The organism is Bacillus sp. RC242, from assembly GCF_044908245.1.
In the GTDB taxonomy this organism is placed as follows: domain Bacteria; phylum Bacillota; class Bacilli; order Bacillales; family Bacillaceae_G; genus Bacillus_A; species Bacillus_A mycoides.
On the sequence record NZ_JBIYCZ010000031.1, the window covers coordinates 1 to 15,666 of the forward strand.

Below are 15,666 nucleotides of genomic sequence, written 5' to 3' on the forward strand. Positions count from 1 at the left end.
TCAAACTCTCCAATAAAGTTAGTTTGTCTAGCATCTAAAAATAAAAATTGACGTTCACGTTGTTTGTTTCGTTCAGTTTTCAAAGAACTTGTCTGTCGCTCATTTGCGACTCCCTTATGTTAACATTTTCATATTTCAATGTCAACCAAGTTTTTTTATTTCTTTTGTCGCTTTCTGCGTTGTTGCTATCGGCGACTTGTTTTATATTACACCTCTAAACTCTAATCGTCAATATGTTTTTCTAAAAAAATATAAAAAGGCTTATTCCTTTTAAAATAAGCCTTTTTATCCTATAACATTCTATTCATTTATTATTTTTCTATAATTGGTAATGAAACGATGAACTGAACGATCCCGTCCTCATACTCAGCTCGAATACTACCACCTTGCAACTCAACAATACTTTTCGCAATAGCTAATCCGAGCCCCGAACCTTCTGTTACTCTACTTCTAGATTGATCTTTCTTATAAAACCGTTCAAACAAGTTCCCTAACTCTTCTCTCGTAAACTCTTCACTATGATTCGCAATAACAATTTGTATATTCCTGCGCTGCCTTTGAAGAGAAACTTTTATCTCTCCGTCATCTTTACTATACTTAATTGCATTCATTAGTAAGTTGTCGAATACACGGACCATCTTTTCCGAATCAATCATCGCATATGCACGTTCCTCAGGAAACTTCTTAACAAACATAAGGCCATGCTCTTCCGCTTGTGGTACTAACTCTTCTATTAATTGATCAAGTAACTCATTTACACACACTTCCTGTTTTTCTAATACAACTTGTTCATTCGTTAACTTCGTATACTCAAATAAATCTTCTATTAAATTCTTTAACTGCTCCGACTTCGCAAAAGCAATTCTCGTATACTCATCATGTTGTTCTTTATTTTCATATTTAGAATCTCGAAGTAATCGCAAGTAACCCATTATAGAAGTCAGTGGTGTACGTAAATCGTGTGATACATTCGTAATAAGCTCATTTTTTTGCTTCTCTAATTTACGTTCCTTTTCTATATTATTCATAAGCTCTTCCGCCATATTATTAATATTCTCAGTTAAAGACGCAATCTCATCTTCACCTTTTTTCTCAATACGGTACGCTAAGTTGCCTTTTTCTATTTCCTTTACACCTTGTGCCATCGCTTCAATTTGCTTCATCTTTCTCTTTGTTATATAGAAGAAAGAAAAAATGAATACAAGTAAACCTATGAAAAATGGAAACGGCCCTTCTTGCGTATCATATCTCACTTCACCTCCCGGAATCCCACTAACAAACATGTATAAATTCTTATCTTCTATTGTAATAGGTACAAAAGCTATAAATTCTTTCCTTGTATTTTCAAATGCATCTTGGCCATTTGAATAGTTGATTGCAAATGATGCTGCATTACGAATTGTATTGTGCAAATCAATTTGTTCTTCTTGTGCCTGCTTCGTCTTATATACAACTTTGCCGCTCTCGTCAGTAACCAGTACTTTTAAAGCTCTAGATCCTCGTTCTAAATTTTGATTCTCCATTTCGATCATATTGGATATAGCTTCTAATTTATTTTCATGAACCGAGCTATTTGCTGCTCTTTGAGCTTGGTGATTAATTTGTTCCATACCAGCTCGATAATCGATATTCGCTTGACGATTCGCATTCTCAAAAAATGGCGCAGCTCCCTTTGCAAAAAAAAGCCCTAATAACGCACAAGCAGTAAACGCAGTAATAAGTTGAATTCGTATACTCCGTTTCACACTTCTCACTATCTTTCCAATTAATTCTCGAATTTTCCTAACATAAGTAAATGGATTAAATATCTTTTTCAATCTTATACCCCACTCCCCATACTGTTTTTATATATATTGGCTTCCTTGGATTCTCCTCAATCTTTTCACGCACTTTCCGAATATGAACCATTACCGTGTTATCCGACTGGAAAGATCTTTCGTTCCAAACCTTTTCATAAATTTGTTCCGCGCTAAAGACCATCCCCGGATTACGAGCTAGTAATTCTAAAATCGAAAATTCCCTCGGAGTCAGTTTCACTTCTTCTCCATCTACAATGACTGTATGGGTTGAGATGTTTATCTTCATCTCTCCAATTTCTAGCTCGTCCTCATTTTGAAGAGCAAAACCATTCATCTTCATATAACGACGTAACTGAGATTTAATTCTTGCGATTAACTCTAACGGATTAAATGGTTTCGTTACGTAATCATCTGCACCTGTTGTTAATCCTAAAATTTTATCCATATCTTGCGTTTTCGCCGAAAGCATAATAATAGGCATTTCTTTCGATTCTCTTACTTTCATACACATATGAATACCATCTACCTTTGGCATCATAATATCTAATACGACTAGATGTACTTCATTTTTTTCTAGTAAACGTAATCCTTCTTCTCCGTCTCCTGCTTGCAACACTTTATATCCTTCATTCTTTAAATAGATTGTAATAAGATTTCTAATTTCTTTTTCATCATCTACGACAAGTATTGTTTCGTGCGCCACAATATCTCCCCCATCACTTTTTTAATCCCTAACTTCTATTATAGGAAAACTTCTGAAGAAAAACGCTCGGAAATCCTTAAGATTTTCTGAAGACGCAAAAAAGGTCTAGACTCCCCTTAAGTCTAGACCTTTCAAAAAACCCCTTTTATTTACGAACGTAGATGAAATATAGTACGAATAAAACTCCCATAACATACATAATTGGATGAATCTCTTTACGACGACCACTTACTACCATTGTAATTGGATAGAAGATAAACCCGATTGCAATCCCTGTCGCAATACTATACGTAAGTGGCATTGAAATGATTGTAAAGAATGCTGGTACTGCAATCTCGAATTTCTTCCAATCAATTTCTCCTAAAGATGAAACCATCAAGATTCCTACAATAATTAATGCTGGCGCTGTTACAGCTGGTGTCACAACACTTAATAGTGGTGAGAAGAATAGTGCCAGTAAGAAGAATCCTGCTGTTACAACTGCTGTAAATCCAGAACGTCCTCCTGCCGCTACCCCCGCAGACGATTCAATGTAAGACGTCGTAGTAGATGTACCTAGAATTGCACCAATTACAGTTGCAATCGCATCTGCAAATAATGCTTTACCTGCACGTGGTAATTTATTGTTCTTCATTAATCCCGCTTGATTCGCAACCGCTACAAGCGTACCTGCTGTATCAAAGAAATCGATAAAGAAGAACGTTATAATAACAATCGCCATTTCAACAGTGAAAATGTCTCCAAAGTGAGTTAATGCTACCCCGAACGTTGGTTCTAGACTCGGTATTGCTCCCACTACAGCTTTTGGTGTATCAATTAATCCAGTCGCTACTCCTAAGATCGCCGTAAGGATCATACCGTAGAAAACTGCACCATTTATTTTTTTAATCATGAAAATGATTGTAGTAACAACTCCGAAGATTGCTAGTAACGTTGTGCCCTTTGTTAAGTCCCCCAACCCAACAAGAACAGCATCATTCTTTACGATAATTCCAGCGTTTTGGAATCCAAGGAAGGCAATGAATAATCCAATACCCGCCGCTACTGCAAACTTTAACTCTACTGGAATTGCATTAATGATTTTTTCACGAATACCTGAAGCAGTAAGAATAATAAAGATAATACCTGACATTAATGTTCCAGCAATTGCCGTTTGCCACGGAATTCCCATCGTTAACACCGCTGTATAAGCAAAGAACGCGTTTATTCCCATACCTGGCGCTAAAGCAATCGGATACTTCGCAAATATCCCCATAATTAACGAACCAATCGCCGCTGCTAATGCTGTAGCAACGAATACTGCACCTGGATCCATTCCTGTACCCGCCGGTAATCCTTTAACATTTCCAAGCGACAGCGTAGCAGGATTGACAAATAGTACGTAAGCCATAGATAGAAATGTCGTTAAACCTGCTATGAACTCTGTTTTATAATTTGTGCCGAGTTCATCAAACTGAAAATAGCGTTTCATCTTACGTTTCCCCCGTTATATGATTACTCGCCGTATTTCACCCTAGCCCTCTTTTATCTATAAAAATAAAAAAGGCTTCCATTGCATATACATGGAAGCGTTCTATGAATAAAGACAAGTTTCCCCTCATCTTTATAGAAACGCCTCGTAGTCAAGCCATTTACGGTAGCTAGGTAGAAACTTTCGGGCCATATCCCCGATATTATACGACGGCATAATATTCACTTTTCGTTTGAATTACATACTCATATTAACTCGAGGAGGTGGTTTTGTCAATTTAAAAACGAACATTTTTATAAACTTTTATATTTTCGTTCGTATTAAGGCTGAAAACAAAAAGATCCATCTATACATGAACGATAGATGGATCTTTTTTATTACAATACTATTCCCACTCAATAGTTGCTGGTGGCTTACTCGTTATATCATACACGATACGGTTAACGTGTTTTACTTCGTTTACGATACGTACAGAGATTTTCTCTAATACGTCCCAAGGGATACGTGCCCAATCAGCTGTCATACCGTCGATAGATGTTACTGCACGGATACCTACTGTGTAATCGTAAGTACGCTCGTCACCCATAACACCTACACTACGCATACCAGGAAGCGCAGTGAAGTATTGCCAAACTTCGCGGTCTAATCCTGCTTTTATAATTTCTTCACGTAAAATTGCATCAGATTCACGAACGATTTCTAATTTCTCTTCTGTAATTTCACCTAATACACGAATACCAAGTCCTGGACCTGGGAACGGTTGACGCCATACGATTTCATCAGGAATTCCTAGTTCTGATCCTAATACACGTACTTCGTCTTTAAATAAAGTGTTTAAAGGCTCAATTAATTTGAACTGCATGTCTTCTGGAAGTCCACCAACGTTATGGTGAGATTTAATTGTTTGTGCAGTTGCTGTACCACTTTCAACGATGTCTGTATAAAGTGTACCTTGCGCTAGGAAGTCCATTCCTTGTAATTTAGAAGCTTCATCATCAAATACGTAAATGAATTCATTACCGATGATTTTACGTTTTTGCTCTGGATCTTCTACACCTTTTAACTTGTTCATGAAGCGCTCTTGTGCATCCACTTTAATAACGTTCATATGGAAGCCTTCGCTAAATGTTTTCATAACACCTTCTGCTTCATCTTTACGAAGTAAACCGTGGTCCACGAAAATACATGTTAATTGGTCACCAATCGCTTTATGAATTAATACTGCTACAACCGAAGAGTCTACACCGCCACTAAGTGCGCATAATACTTTTTTGTCTCCAACAGTTTCACGGATCTTCTCTAATTCTACTTCGATAAAGTTCTCCATGTTCCATCCTTCAGAACAACCACATACGCCGAATACGAAGTTTTTAATTAAATCGTTACCGTGCTCAGAGTGACGTACTTCTGGGTGGAATTGTACACCGTATAAGTTTTCCGCTTCATTGCTCATACCAGCAATTGGACAAGACTCACTCGTTGCATCTACTACGAATCCTTCAGGTAAACCAGTTACTAAATCACCATGGCTCATCCATACAACTTGCTCTTCTGGAAGGTTCGTATATAATTTTGATTCGTTCTCTACTTTAAGAACAGCTTTTCCGTACTCGCGGTGGTTTGCACGTTCTACTTTACCACCGAAGTGTTGCGTCATAAGCTGCATACCGTAACAAATACCGAAAATCGGTAATCCTAGTTCAAAGATTTTTTCATCACAATGTAATGCACCTTCACCGTATACACTATTTGGTCCACCAGAGAAGATAATCCCTTTTGGATTCATTGCTTTAATTTCTTCTGCAGTAATTGTATGTGGATGAAGTTCACTGTATACACCGAACTCACGAATTCGACGTGCTATTAACTGATTGTACTGACTCCCAAAATCTAAAACGATAATTGTATCATGCTGCTTCTTCAAAATAATCACCCCAACGTTAGTTCTCGTATATAAATATTTTCACCAATTTGGCGAAAAGCATTACTAATATAATAAAAAAAGCCAGTCCTCCGCCTCTAGTCTCATGACAAAGAAAAGGCAGGGGTCTGGCTTTATAAAGAAAGATAGTCTTCCGCTCTTTATAAATATAAGACGCACTGCCTTCATAGTCAGGTTGTTTACGGTAACCCGGTAGAGACTCTCAAACCATATCATCGAGGATATATGAAGGATTGTTTTATATTATCTTCCTAGATTCTAACAATGAAGTATCAGTATGGTCAAGAGAGAAAGCGACAAAATTCTACAGAAATTATTTTCCTGCGCTCAAAAACATAAAAAAAACATCCACTTCTATATAGAAGTGGATGTTTTTCGGGAGAACGGAATTACATCATTCCGCCCATACCGCCCATGCCCATGCCGCCCATGTCAGGCATTGCTGGTGCATTTGGTTCTGGCTTGTCAGCAACTACAGCTTCAGTTGTTAAGAACATAGCTGCAACAGATGCTGCGTTTTGAAGTGCAGAACGAGTTACTTTAGCTGGATCTACGATACCAGACTCAAGCATGTTAACCCATTCGCCAGTAGCTGCGTTGAAACCAACGCCTACTTTTTCGCCTTTTAGACGCTCTACAACTACAGATCCTTCTAGACCAGCGTTGATTGCGATTTGACGAACTGGCTCTTCTAGTGCACGAAGTACGATGTTGATACCTGTTGCTTCGTCGCCTTCAGCTACGATAGAAGCTACTTTTGTGTATACGTTCATAAGTGAAGTACCACCACCTGCAACAATACCTTCTTCTACTGCTGCACGAGTTGAGTTAAGTGCATCTTCAATGCGAAGTTTGCGCTCTTTTAACTCAGTTTCAGTTGCTGCACCTACTTTAATTACTGCTACACCGCCCGCAAGTTTAGCAAGACGCTCTTGTAATTTTTCACGATCGAATTCAGAAGTAGTTTCTTCTAATTGCGCGCGGATTTGACCGATGCGAGCTTCGATTTGTTGTGAATTTCCAATACCTTCAACTACAGTTGTGTTTTCTTTCGTTACAACAATTTTACCAGCGCGTCCTAAAGATTCAACTGTAGCAGATTTTAAGTCACGTCCTAATTCTTCAGTGATTACTTCGCCACCAGTTAAGATTGCGATATCTTCTAGCATTGCTTTACGACGGTCACCAAATCCAGGAGCTTTAACAGCAACTACATTGAATGTACCACGAAGTTTGTTCACTACTAATGTAGCTAACGCTTCGCCTTCTACATCTTCAGCAATGATAAGGAGTGGTTTACCTTGTTGTACCACTTGCTCTAATACTGGTAAGATTTCTTGGATGTTAGAAATCTTTTTGTCAGTAATTAAAATGTATGGGTTATCAAGAACTGCTTCCATTTTGTCAGAATCAGTAATCATGTAAGGAGATGCATATCCACGATCAAATTGCATACCTTCTACTACGTCTAATTCTGTTGTGAATCCTTTAGATTCTTCTAAAGTAATAACCCCGTCGTTACCAACGCGCTCCATTGCTTCAGCGATTAATTGACCTACTTCTTCGTCAGCCGAAGAAATAGCAGCTACTTGTGCGATAGAAGATTTACCTTCGATTGGTTTAGAAATCGCTTTTAATTCTTCAATTGCAGCAGTAACAGCTTTTTCGATACCTTTACGAAGACCCATTGGGTTTGCACCAGCTGTTACGTTTTTAAGACCTTCACGAATCATAGCTTGCGCTAATACAGTTGCAGTTGTCGTTCCGTCACCAGCTACATCGTTTGTTTTGCTAGCAACTTCTGCTACTAATTTCGCACCCATGTTTTCGAATGCATCTTCTAATTCGATTTCTTTTGCGATTGTTACACCGTCATTTGTAATAAGTGGTGAACCGAATTTTTTCTCAAGTACAACGTTACGACCTTTTGGTCCAAGCGTTACTTTTACTGCGTTTGCAAGAGTGTCGACACCGCGAAGCATCGAACGACGTGCTTCTTCACTAAATTTAATATCTTTTGCCATAATAATTGACCCCCTTGGATTTTTAAAATGTATATAATTAACCGATAATTGCTAAAATGTCACTTTCACGTAAAATCAAGTAGTCTGTACCTTCGTATTTCACTTCAGTACCTGCATATTTTGAGAAGATGATAAGATCACCTGCTGCTACCTCTAAAGCAACACGCTCACCATTTTCAAGCACTCGGCCTGTACCTACTGCAATAACTTTACCCTCTTGTGGTTTTTCTTTTGCAGTTTCTGGTAATACAATACCACTTGCTGTTTTTTCTTCTGCTTGAACAAGTTCAATTACAACGCGATCACCTAATGGCTTTAGCATGAACAATAACCTCCTCATTTTGTTATGTAAATTTTATTTATTAGCACTCAAGTCACACGAGTGCTAACACACTTCTAATAATAAATAATCTCAATTTCTTTTGCAAGTAAAAAAATCATAATTTTTTCGCAAATTACTTTATGCACTTTCCTAGATATCATTACTTCTTCTACTGCCTTTACTATATGAATCGTCGTTCCCACTTCTTGTATGTTACAATATGAAAGACACCCTAAGTTGTTTTCGCTAAACGTACAACTTTTTCCTGTCTCCTATTTTATTTTCAAATACTTATTTACAAAAAAAATATAATTCAAATGAAAGTTTATATCGTAGGTAGCATATTTACATGTTATCCTACCTTATCTCATACACTAGCGTTAGAAAGGATGGTTAAACCATTTGAAGAAACAATATTGGTGGATTATCGTTACATACATTTTAATGCAGTTATCAGGCATTGCCGGGTTACCGCTTCTCCTGAAAACTGGACTATACGATAATAGGGGATTTACTAGAGATGAAAAACTTCAGCTCATAACTGGTCATTGGGCTATCATTAGCTTTTTCATTGCATTATGCGTTGTACTTTGGTTACTCAGAACAGACATTCGTGACAGGCATTTAGATAAAATGCGCTCTACTGTTCCAGCTACAATTGGGTGGATTTTTATTGGTTTCTTCTTAGCGCTGTTCTCACAAAGCATTGCCGGTATGATCGAAATGCGTTTATTAGGGATTACACCGGGATCTGAAAATACAGCAAGACTTATGGACATCGCAAGAACGACACCTTGGTTCCTTATTGTCATATCTATAATAGGACCTATTTTGGAAGAAATCGTATTTAGAAAAATTTTATTCGGTACACTTTATAAGAAGTTTAACTTCTTTATTGCCGCTATTATTAGTTCACTTGTATTCGCGGCGATTCATTTTGATTTTACTCACTTATTGGTATACACTTCTATGGGGCTCGTATTCGCCTTTTTATACGTAAAAACGAAACGAATTATAGTTCCTATTGCAGCTCATGTTGCAATGAATACATTAGTTGCAGTTGCTCAAGTTGTAGTAAGCAATGAGCAAATTCAAGAAATGATTAAAGAAGCTGAAAAAATGCAAGGCTTTATCGGAGGATTTTTAGTATGAGAAACTCACCATTGTTCATGGCTGCATTGTACTTTCTTCTTGGATGTATCTTTACACGCTTCGCCATTACGAACGTAACAGATACAATCTGGAATATGTGGACAATACTATTTGCAGTTATGGCAACAATTGATTTTAATTTGGCACTTCGCCTTATCTTAGTTAAATTCACAAAGAAAAAACAATAATAAAACGCAGAGGTCATCTCCTCTGCGTTTTATTGTGGATAATTCTTCAAAAAGTAAACAAGCGTTTGTAACTCTACAGCTAAATCAATGTGATGAATTCTTATATTCTCTGACACATTTAAGCGTGCTGGTGTGAAATTTAAAATACCATGCACGTTCGTTTCTGCCAATCTATCTGCCACAGATTGCGCTACTGTAGCGGGTACTGTTAATATTGCCACTTGTATATCAGTTGATAAACGTTCTTCTAGTTCATCCAAATGATATACAGGAATGCCTCCGATTTCTGTTCCAACTTTCTCTTCACTAACATCAAACGCCATTTCAATTTTTGTATTATTGTTTTTCGTGAAATTATAATGTAAGAAAGCGGTCCCTAAATTACCTACTCCAATAAGTGCCACGCGTGTTATATCATCTTGGTCGAGTGTTTCACGGAAAAATGATAATAAATAATTTACGTTATATCCATATCCTTTTTTCCCTAACGCTCCAAAATATGAAAAATCTCTTCGAATAGTTGCGGAATCAACCTTTACCGCTTCACTCAATTCGGCTGATGAAACACGTTGCTTACCAGAAAGAGATAAGTTTTGGATAAATCGATAGTATAGAGGCAATCGTTTGGCAGTGGCCTGTGGAATTTTTTGCTGATCCATATAACCTCTCCTCTCTTCCTATCTTTATTCTTATACTTGAATCAAATACAGAAGTTTAGTACTCCTGAATTTCCTTGTATAATAAAGAGAAGAAGTATTCTCTCTTTATTTTAAACTATACACTATTTTTAGTATGATTGAGAAATATAAACATGGCAAAGTTAAGAAATTATTTGAGGTGAAAACATTGATATTATTACAAGTGAATGGGCTTTCGAAATTATACGGTGCAGAAACGATTCTTGCAAACATAAAATTGGAAGTACAAACAAAAGATCGTATCGCATTAGTCGGACGAAATGGAGCTGGAAAATCTACATTATTAAAAATAATAGCTGGCGAGTTATCTCATGATGGTGGTGAAATTATAAAACCGAAAGATGTCTCAATGGGGTATTTAGCTCAAAATACCGGATTAGAAACGTCTTTAACAATTTGGGATGAAATGTTAACCGTCTTTACACACTTGCAGCAGATGGAGACAAAACTTCGAAGGCTAGAGCAAGAGATGGGAAAAGAAGAAAACTTTTCAAATGCGGCTATATATGAGAAATTATTAGCTGATTATGACCAATTACAATTAGATTATAAAGATCAAGGCGGCTATCAGTACGAAGCGGATATACGCTCAATTTTAAGCGGTCTTGGCTTCCCAGTTGAAACGCATCAGACGAAAATTTCCACATTAAGTGGTGGACAAAAGACTCGATTAGCTCTCGGGAAATTATTATTAACTAGACCAGACTTACTTATTTTAGACGAACCTACAAACCATTTGGATATTGAGACACTAACATGGCTTGAACAATATTTACAAGGCTATCCTGGCGCGATTTTAATCGTTTCCCATGACCGTTATTTCTTAGATAAACTCGTTACACAAGTATACGAAATTTCTAATAAGGAAAGCCGACGATTTGTTGGTAACTACAGTAAATATTTAGACTCAAAATCAGCTCTATACGAGCAAGAAATGAAGCGTTATGAAAAACAACAAGATGAAATTTCTAAACTGGAAGACTTTGTACAAAAAAATATAGCTCGTGCATCTACGACAAAACGCGCTCAAAGTCGCCGTAAACAATTAGACAGAATGGAAGTATTAACCAGACCATTAGGCGATTCTAAATCAGCTTCCTTCCACTTCGATATTGAAAAACAAAGTGGAAATGATGTTTTACAAGTGAAAGATGCAACTATTGGCTATTATCAGGAACCGATTATTGAACATGTAAATATGCGCTTAACTCGCGGTGACAGTGTTGCCTTAGTTGGGCCAAACGGAATTGGAAAATCTACATTATTAAAATCCATTGTGAATAAGTTACAGCTATTACATGGAAACGTTGCTTTCGGCTCAAATGTATCTGTTGGTTATTATGATCAAGAACAAGCCAACTTAACATCTTCGAAGCGAGTTTTAAATGAATTATGGGATGAATATCCCCTGCAACCTGAAAAAGAAATTCGCACTATACTAGGCAACTTTTTATTCACAGGGGATGATGTACTCAAACCAGTATCTTCTCTTAGTGGTGGACAAAAGGCTCGACTAGCTCTTGCAAAACTTATGATGCAAAAATCCAATTTATTAATTCTCGATGAGCCAACAAACCATCTTGATTTAAATAGTAAAGAGATTTTGGAGAATGCTTTAATTGATTACCCAGGTACTCTTCTATTCGTCTCTCATGACCGCTATTTTATTAATCGCGTAACGACAACCGTTGTTGAGTTATCAACAGAAGGTGCACAAGAATATTTAGGTGATTACGATTATTACGTTGAAAAGAAAAATGAAATGATTGAACGTGCGGAACTAGAGCAAGAAGATGAAGTACCTGTTCAAAAAGTGGTGGCACAAGAAAAATTAAATTATCTCGAAGAAAAAGAACGTAAACAGCTAGAGCGTCAACGTACTCGAAAGATTGAAGAACTGGAACAAAATATCGTAGGCTTAGAAGAAGAAATTGCTACGTTAGAAGATCAGCTTTGCTTACCAGAAATATATGCAGATTATGAAAAGGCTAGTGAAATTACAACTAAAAAACAAACACTGCAAGAACAGCTTGAAGCTTGTATGGCAGAATGGGAAGAACTGCATATATAAGAGAATTTAAAAGAGGAGGATGTCTCATAAGTCGGGCTTTTTGACGAGATGACCTCCTTTTTATTTTCTGTTTTGGAATCAATACCATAGTAAATGAAATTATACAAACCATTCGAAAAGGATTGACAATAGTAGCACCTTATATAATAAGAGGAGGATGTTTCAAATTTTTTTTGGACATCTCTTTGTTTTTTATTTCCCAAAAAAGAATTTCTTTAAAGGTCAGACTTCCTCTATGTTATCCACAAGGTTATACACATATCCACCTTTATAATATAAACTTTCAAATAACTTTTCCACATTATCCACAACTAGATAAAAAGTTATACACATTTTATGTACACAAAAAAACCCAAATTATCAACAGATAATTTGGGTTTTATCCACAAGCTGTGGTTAATTTTGTGTATAACTATGCTTCAATATCTAATCCTGGATTTGCATTTAAAGCTAATGTAGCGCGTTTTCCTTGTTCGTATGCAATTGTACCTGCAGCCGCAATCATCGCTGCATTATCTGTGCATAAAGATAGAGGAGGAATAATTAGCTCTATATTTTCTTTTTGTGCAAATTCTGCTGCTAAACGTGCACGAAGCCCTTTATTAGCAGCTACTCCACCAGCAAGAAGCACTTGTTTTACATTATAAGCATCTGCTGCACGAGACGCTTTCGTTACAAGTACATCTATTACACTTTCTTGGAAACTTGCTGCTAAATCTTCTGGTGCAATTTCTATACCGCGCTGTTTTGCGTTATGCACAGTGTTGATAACTGCTGATTTCAATCCACTAAAGCTGAAATCATACGATTCAGGTTCTAGCCACGCACGAGGCAAATCAATTGTTGGTTTTCCTTCATGCGCAAGGCGATCAATATGAGGACCACCTGGATAAGGCATTGATAATGTACGAGCTACTTTATCGTAAGCTTCTCCTGCCGCATCATCTCGCGTTTCACCAATCACTTCAAATGAACCATGTTCTTTCATATAAACAAGCTCCGTATGTCCACCGGATACAACAAGCGATAGTAACGGGAATTGTACTTCTTTTACTAAACGATTCGCATAAATATGACCAGCAATATGATGAACACCAACTAGAGGGATATCATGAGCAAAAGCCACAGCTTTCGCTGCATTTACACCTATTAAAAGTGCTCCGACTAAACCTGGGCCTTCTGTTACAGCAATTGCATCAATATCCTCAAAAGTGATATTCGCTTCTTTTAAAGCTTCTTCTAACACAACTGTGATTTCTTCTACATGATGACGGGATGCAATCTCTGGTACAACTCCGCCAAAACGCTTATGACTTTCAATTTGCGATGCAACGACATTCGCAATGATTTCCGTTCCATTTTTAACAACTGCTACAGCTGTTTCATCACAGCTTGTTTCAATACCAAGTATAATCGTATTTTTTTCCATTATATATTCACCCACATTACAAGACCATCTTCCTGATTGTCTGCATAGTATCGTTTACGAATCCCACCATTTTGAAATCCGTATTTTCTGTATAACTGCTTTGCTACTTCATTTGACATGCGTACTTCAAGTGTCATTGTTTTTACTCCTAAACCTTTCGCTTCGGAAATGACTTCTTTTAATAAGGCATCCCCTAGCTTTTGACCTCTGTATTCCGGCAGGATAGCTATATTTGTTACATGTGATTCATCAATAATTATCCACAATCCACAATATCCAATTACGAGACCATCTTTTTCTAGCACGACATAATGTGCATGTTCATTCACCTCTAATTCACGGTGAAAGGCATCTGCAGTCCAAGGGGTTGAAAAAGATGCTTCTTCAATAGCTACAATTTGAGCAATATCATCGAGTGCCATCTTTCTAAATATCATATCCATCTTCTGTAGGCCCCTATTGTTTTTGACTTTCTAACCATTTTGTTTCAGCTTCAGCTAAACGAAGATAGCTAGGAACAAACGTATGCACGTCTTGTTCTTCTTTTTGTAATCCTAAAAATGCTAATTCACTTGGTCTTGGGTTATTCTTAGTGAACGGAGCAAATACAGCTTGATCACCTAAATATTCTACAATTGTTTCTTTATGCAATTTAACATCGTTACCAATAAATAAAACAGGCTGTTCTTTATCTTTTAACATTTGCAACCAGTCAACAATAAGAATAATTCGGTCTTCTTCTATTGAAGTTATACGCTCTCCTTCATATGTATATAACCCCGTGTAAATTTGACCACGTCGGCCATCAAATAAAGGACAAATTAGTCCATTAAAATTAGTACCATTTGCAGCCACCACTTCCAAACTTGATACACCTACAATTGGTATTTGAAGTGACCAAGCTAATGTTTTTGCCGCTGTCACACCTATACGAACACCTGTATATGATCCCGGTCCAGCTGCTACAACAATTTTAGTCAATTCTTTCGGTTTTACACCGCATTCTTTTAACAGTTTCTCTACAGCTGGCATAAGACGTACAGAATGGTTTTTTGTTAAATTTGTAATGATTTCCCCAATCACGTTCCCTTCCTCAATAAGGGATACACCCATTACGTAATTTGAAGTATCAATTGCTAGTACTTTCATCTTGTAATAGCTCCTCACATAATCTAATATAGCGATCTCCAATTGGCTCGAGTACAATTTTTCTTGTATCATCTCCAGCATGGAATAAACTAATTTGCAACTTCTCATTCGGTAAATATACTTCTATTAAATGAGCCCATTCTACTACTGTAATCCCTTCACCATAGAAATACTCATCAAATCCTAAATCTTCTTCACTTTCCGCTAAACGATACACATCCATATGATATAGCGGTAATCTTCCTTTATATTCTTTAATAATATTGAAGGTAGGACTATTTACGACTCTTTTCACTCCAAGACCTTTTGCTAGTCCTTTTGTAAAAGTCGTCTTGCCAGCTCCAAGATCACCTTCTAAAATAATTACATCTTTTTCCTTTACAAGTCTCCCTAATTTTTCTGATAATCGCTGGGTTTCTTCGGAAGATTTTGTTGTTATTTCATATTTACTCACAGACTTCACCTACTTTACTCACAATGTTCTCTGCTCTTTATTATACAGGTTTTAAATATATAAAAAAGTCCTTAGGAGTTTTCCTAAGGATAGTTTGACTGTCTTTATTAGTTTTTTGTTAAAACAAATAAAAAAATACGAAACAACTTGTTTCGTTCTTTTCTTTATATAAAATGGCGGTCCCGACCGGGGTCGAACCGGCGATCTCCTGCGTGACAGGCAGGCATGTTAACCACTACACCACGGGACCATTTGGTTGCGGGG

Annotated in this window: 14 protein-coding genes, 1 tRNA gene and 2 riboswitches; of the genes, 3 read left to right on the forward strand and 12 right to left on the reverse strand. The window is 37.0% G+C overall.

Going from position 1 to position 15,666, the window contains the following annotated elements; genetic code table 11:
- Window positions 1–311: 311 nt before the first annotated feature.
- From ABH957_RS28890 to groES, 6 genes are all read right to left on the reverse strand, one after another.
- Complete coding sequence (locus ABH957_RS28890; protein ID WP_404458325.1) at window positions 312–1,817, reverse strand: sensor histidine kinase; 1,506 nt, start codon at window positions 1,815–1,817, stop codon at window positions 312–314.
- Window positions 1,801–2,502 carry a response regulator transcription factor gene (locus tag ABH957_RS28895; RefSeq protein ID WP_404491957.1) on the reverse strand — a complete coding sequence of 234 codons (702 nt, stop codon included), beginning with the start codon at window positions 2,500–2,502 and terminating at the stop codon, window positions 1,801–1,803. The genes ABH957_RS28890 and ABH957_RS28895 overlap by 17 nt, the downstream gene beginning before the upstream one ends.
- A gap of 145 nt (window positions 2,503–2,647) precedes the next feature.
- Window positions 2,648–3,973, reverse strand: coding sequence for an NCS2 family permease (locus ABH957_RS28900; protein ID WP_002091603.1), 1,326 nt, complete (start codon window positions 3,971–3,973; stop codon window positions 2,648–2,650).
- Window positions 3,974–4,101: 128 nt separating this feature from the next.
- Window positions 4,102–4,203, reverse strand: a riboswitch (purine riboswitch).
- A 155-nt stretch (window positions 4,204–4,358) separates the two neighbouring features.
- Window positions 4,359–5,897 (reverse strand): glutamine-hydrolyzing GMP synthase, encoded by a 1,539-nt coding sequence (gene guaA, locus ABH957_RS28905; RefSeq protein ID WP_122952359.1) that lies wholly within the window; start codon window positions 5,895–5,897, stop codon window positions 4,359–4,361.
- 165 nt (window positions 5,898–6,062) lie between these two features.
- Window positions 6,063–6,164: riboswitch (purine riboswitch) on the reverse strand.
- A gap of 140 nt (window positions 6,165–6,304) precedes the next feature.
- On the reverse strand, window positions 6,305–7,939 hold the full coding sequence (gene groL, locus ABH957_RS28910) for a chaperonin GroEL (RefSeq protein ID WP_002029451.1): 1,635 nt from the start codon (window positions 7,937–7,939) through the stop codon (window positions 6,305–6,307).
- Between the two features lie 37 nt (window positions 7,940–7,976).
- Window positions 7,977–8,261 carry a co-chaperone GroES gene (groES, locus tag ABH957_RS28915; RefSeq protein WP_002009985.1) on the reverse strand — a complete coding sequence of 95 codons (285 nt, stop codon included), beginning with the start codon at window positions 8,259–8,261 and terminating at the stop codon, window positions 7,977–7,979.
- Window positions 8,262–8,663: 402 nt separating this feature from the next.
- Between groES and ABH957_RS28920 the strand changes: the two genes are divergently transcribed.
- Together ABH957_RS28920 and ABH957_RS28925 are read left to right on the forward strand one after the other, a co-directional pair.
- Window positions 8,664–9,413: a CPBP family intramembrane glutamic endopeptidase gene (locus ABH957_RS28920; RefSeq protein ID WP_044440795.1), complete on the forward strand. Its 750-nt coding sequence runs from the start codon at window positions 8,664–8,666 to the stop codon at window positions 9,411–9,413.
- Complete coding sequence (locus ABH957_RS28925) at window positions 9,410–9,601, forward strand: YdiK family protein (RefSeq protein ID WP_001246201.1); 192 nt, start codon at window positions 9,410–9,412, stop codon at window positions 9,599–9,601. Before ABH957_RS28920 ends, ABH957_RS28925 begins: the two co-directional genes overlap by 4 nt.
- A 29-nt stretch (window positions 9,602–9,630) precedes the next feature.
- On the opposite strand, the gene ABH957_RS28930 is transcribed toward ABH957_RS28925, so the two are convergent.
- Window positions 9,631–10,260, reverse strand: a complete 630-nt coding sequence (locus ABH957_RS28930; RefSeq protein ID WP_000372704.1) for a redox-sensing transcriptional repressor Rex — start codon at window positions 10,258–10,260, stop codon at window positions 9,631–9,633.
- A 187-nt stretch (window positions 10,261–10,447) separates the two neighbouring features.
- On the opposite strand from ABH957_RS28930, the gene ABH957_RS28935 reads away from it, so the two are divergent.
- The gene (locus ABH957_RS28935; RefSeq protein WP_090835618.1) at window positions 10,448–12,370 is read left to right on the forward strand and encodes an ABC-F family ATP-binding cassette domain-containing protein; all 1,923 of its coding nucleotides are present in this window, start codon (window positions 10,448–10,450) and stop codon (window positions 12,368–12,370) included.
- Window positions 12,371–12,782: 412 nt separating this feature from the next.
- Here ABH957_RS28935 and tsaD read toward each other — a convergent pair whose 3' ends face one another.
- The 5 genes from tsaD to ABH957_RS28960 all read right to left on the reverse strand — a co-directional run bounded on the left by tsaD (window position 12,783) and on the right by ABH957_RS28960 (window position 15,652).
- Window positions 12,783–13,799: a tRNA (adenosine(37)-N6)-threonylcarbamoyltransferase complex transferase subunit TsaD gene (gene tsaD, locus ABH957_RS28940; RefSeq protein WP_404512848.1), complete on the reverse strand. Its 1,017-nt coding sequence runs from the start codon at window positions 13,797–13,799 to the stop codon at window positions 12,783–12,785.
- Window positions 13,799–14,242 carry a ribosomal protein S18-alanine N-acetyltransferase gene (rimI, locus tag ABH957_RS28945; protein WP_002063534.1) on the reverse strand — a complete coding sequence of 148 codons (444 nt, stop codon included), beginning with the start codon at window positions 14,240–14,242 and terminating at the stop codon, window positions 13,799–13,801. The genes tsaD and rimI overlap by 1 nt, the downstream gene beginning before the upstream one ends.
- A 13-nt stretch (window positions 14,243–14,255) precedes the next feature.
- The gene (tsaB, locus tag ABH957_RS28950; protein ID WP_002124827.1) at window positions 14,256–14,948 is read right to left on the reverse strand and encodes a tRNA (adenosine(37)-N6)-threonylcarbamoyltransferase complex dimerization subunit type 1 TsaB; all 693 of its coding nucleotides are present in this window, start codon (window positions 14,946–14,948) and stop codon (window positions 14,256–14,258) included.
- Complete coding sequence (gene tsaE / locus ABH957_RS28955; protein WP_016101417.1) at window positions 14,929–15,402, reverse strand: tRNA (adenosine(37)-N6)-threonylcarbamoyltransferase complex ATPase subunit type 1 TsaE; 474 nt, start codon at window positions 15,400–15,402, stop codon at window positions 14,929–14,931. Before tsaE ends, tsaB begins: the two co-directional genes overlap by 20 nt.
- 174 nt (window positions 15,403–15,576) lie before the next feature.
- Window positions 15,577–15,652, reverse strand: a tRNA-Asp gene (locus tag ABH957_RS28960).
- Window positions 15,653–15,666: the final 14 nt, after the last annotated feature.

Excerpts from the sequence above, each read along its gene's own strand:
- ABH957_RS28930 (WP_000372704.1), bottom strand. The coding sequence starts at position 10,260 with ATGGATCAGCAAAAAATTCCACAGGCCACTGCCAAACGATTGCCTCTA.
- groL (WP_002029451.1), bottom strand. The coding sequence starts at position 7,939 with ATGGCAAAAGATATTAAATTTAGTGAAGAAGCACGTCGTTCGATGCTT.
- groES (WP_002009985.1), bottom strand. The coding sequence starts at position 8,261 with ATGCTAAAGCCATTAGGTGATCGCGTTGTAATTGAACTTGTTCAAGCA.
- tsaD (WP_404512848.1), bottom strand. The coding sequence starts at position 13,799 with ATGGAAAAAAATACGATTATACTTGGTATTGAAACAAGCTGTGATGAA.
- rimI (WP_002063534.1), bottom strand. The coding sequence starts at position 14,242 with ATGGATATGATATTTAGAAAGATGGCACTCGATGATATTGCTCAAATT.
- tsaB (WP_002124827.1), bottom strand. The coding sequence starts at position 14,948 with ATGAAAGTACTAGCAATTGATACTTCAAATTACGTAATGGGTGTATCC.
- ABH957_RS28900 (WP_002091603.1), bottom strand. The coding sequence starts at position 3,973 with ATGAAACGCTATTTTCAGTTTGATGAACTCGGCACAAATTATAAAACA.
- ABH957_RS28925 (WP_001246201.1), top strand. The coding sequence starts at position 9,410 with ATGAGAAACTCACCATTGTTCATGGCTGCATTGTACTTTCTTCTTGGA.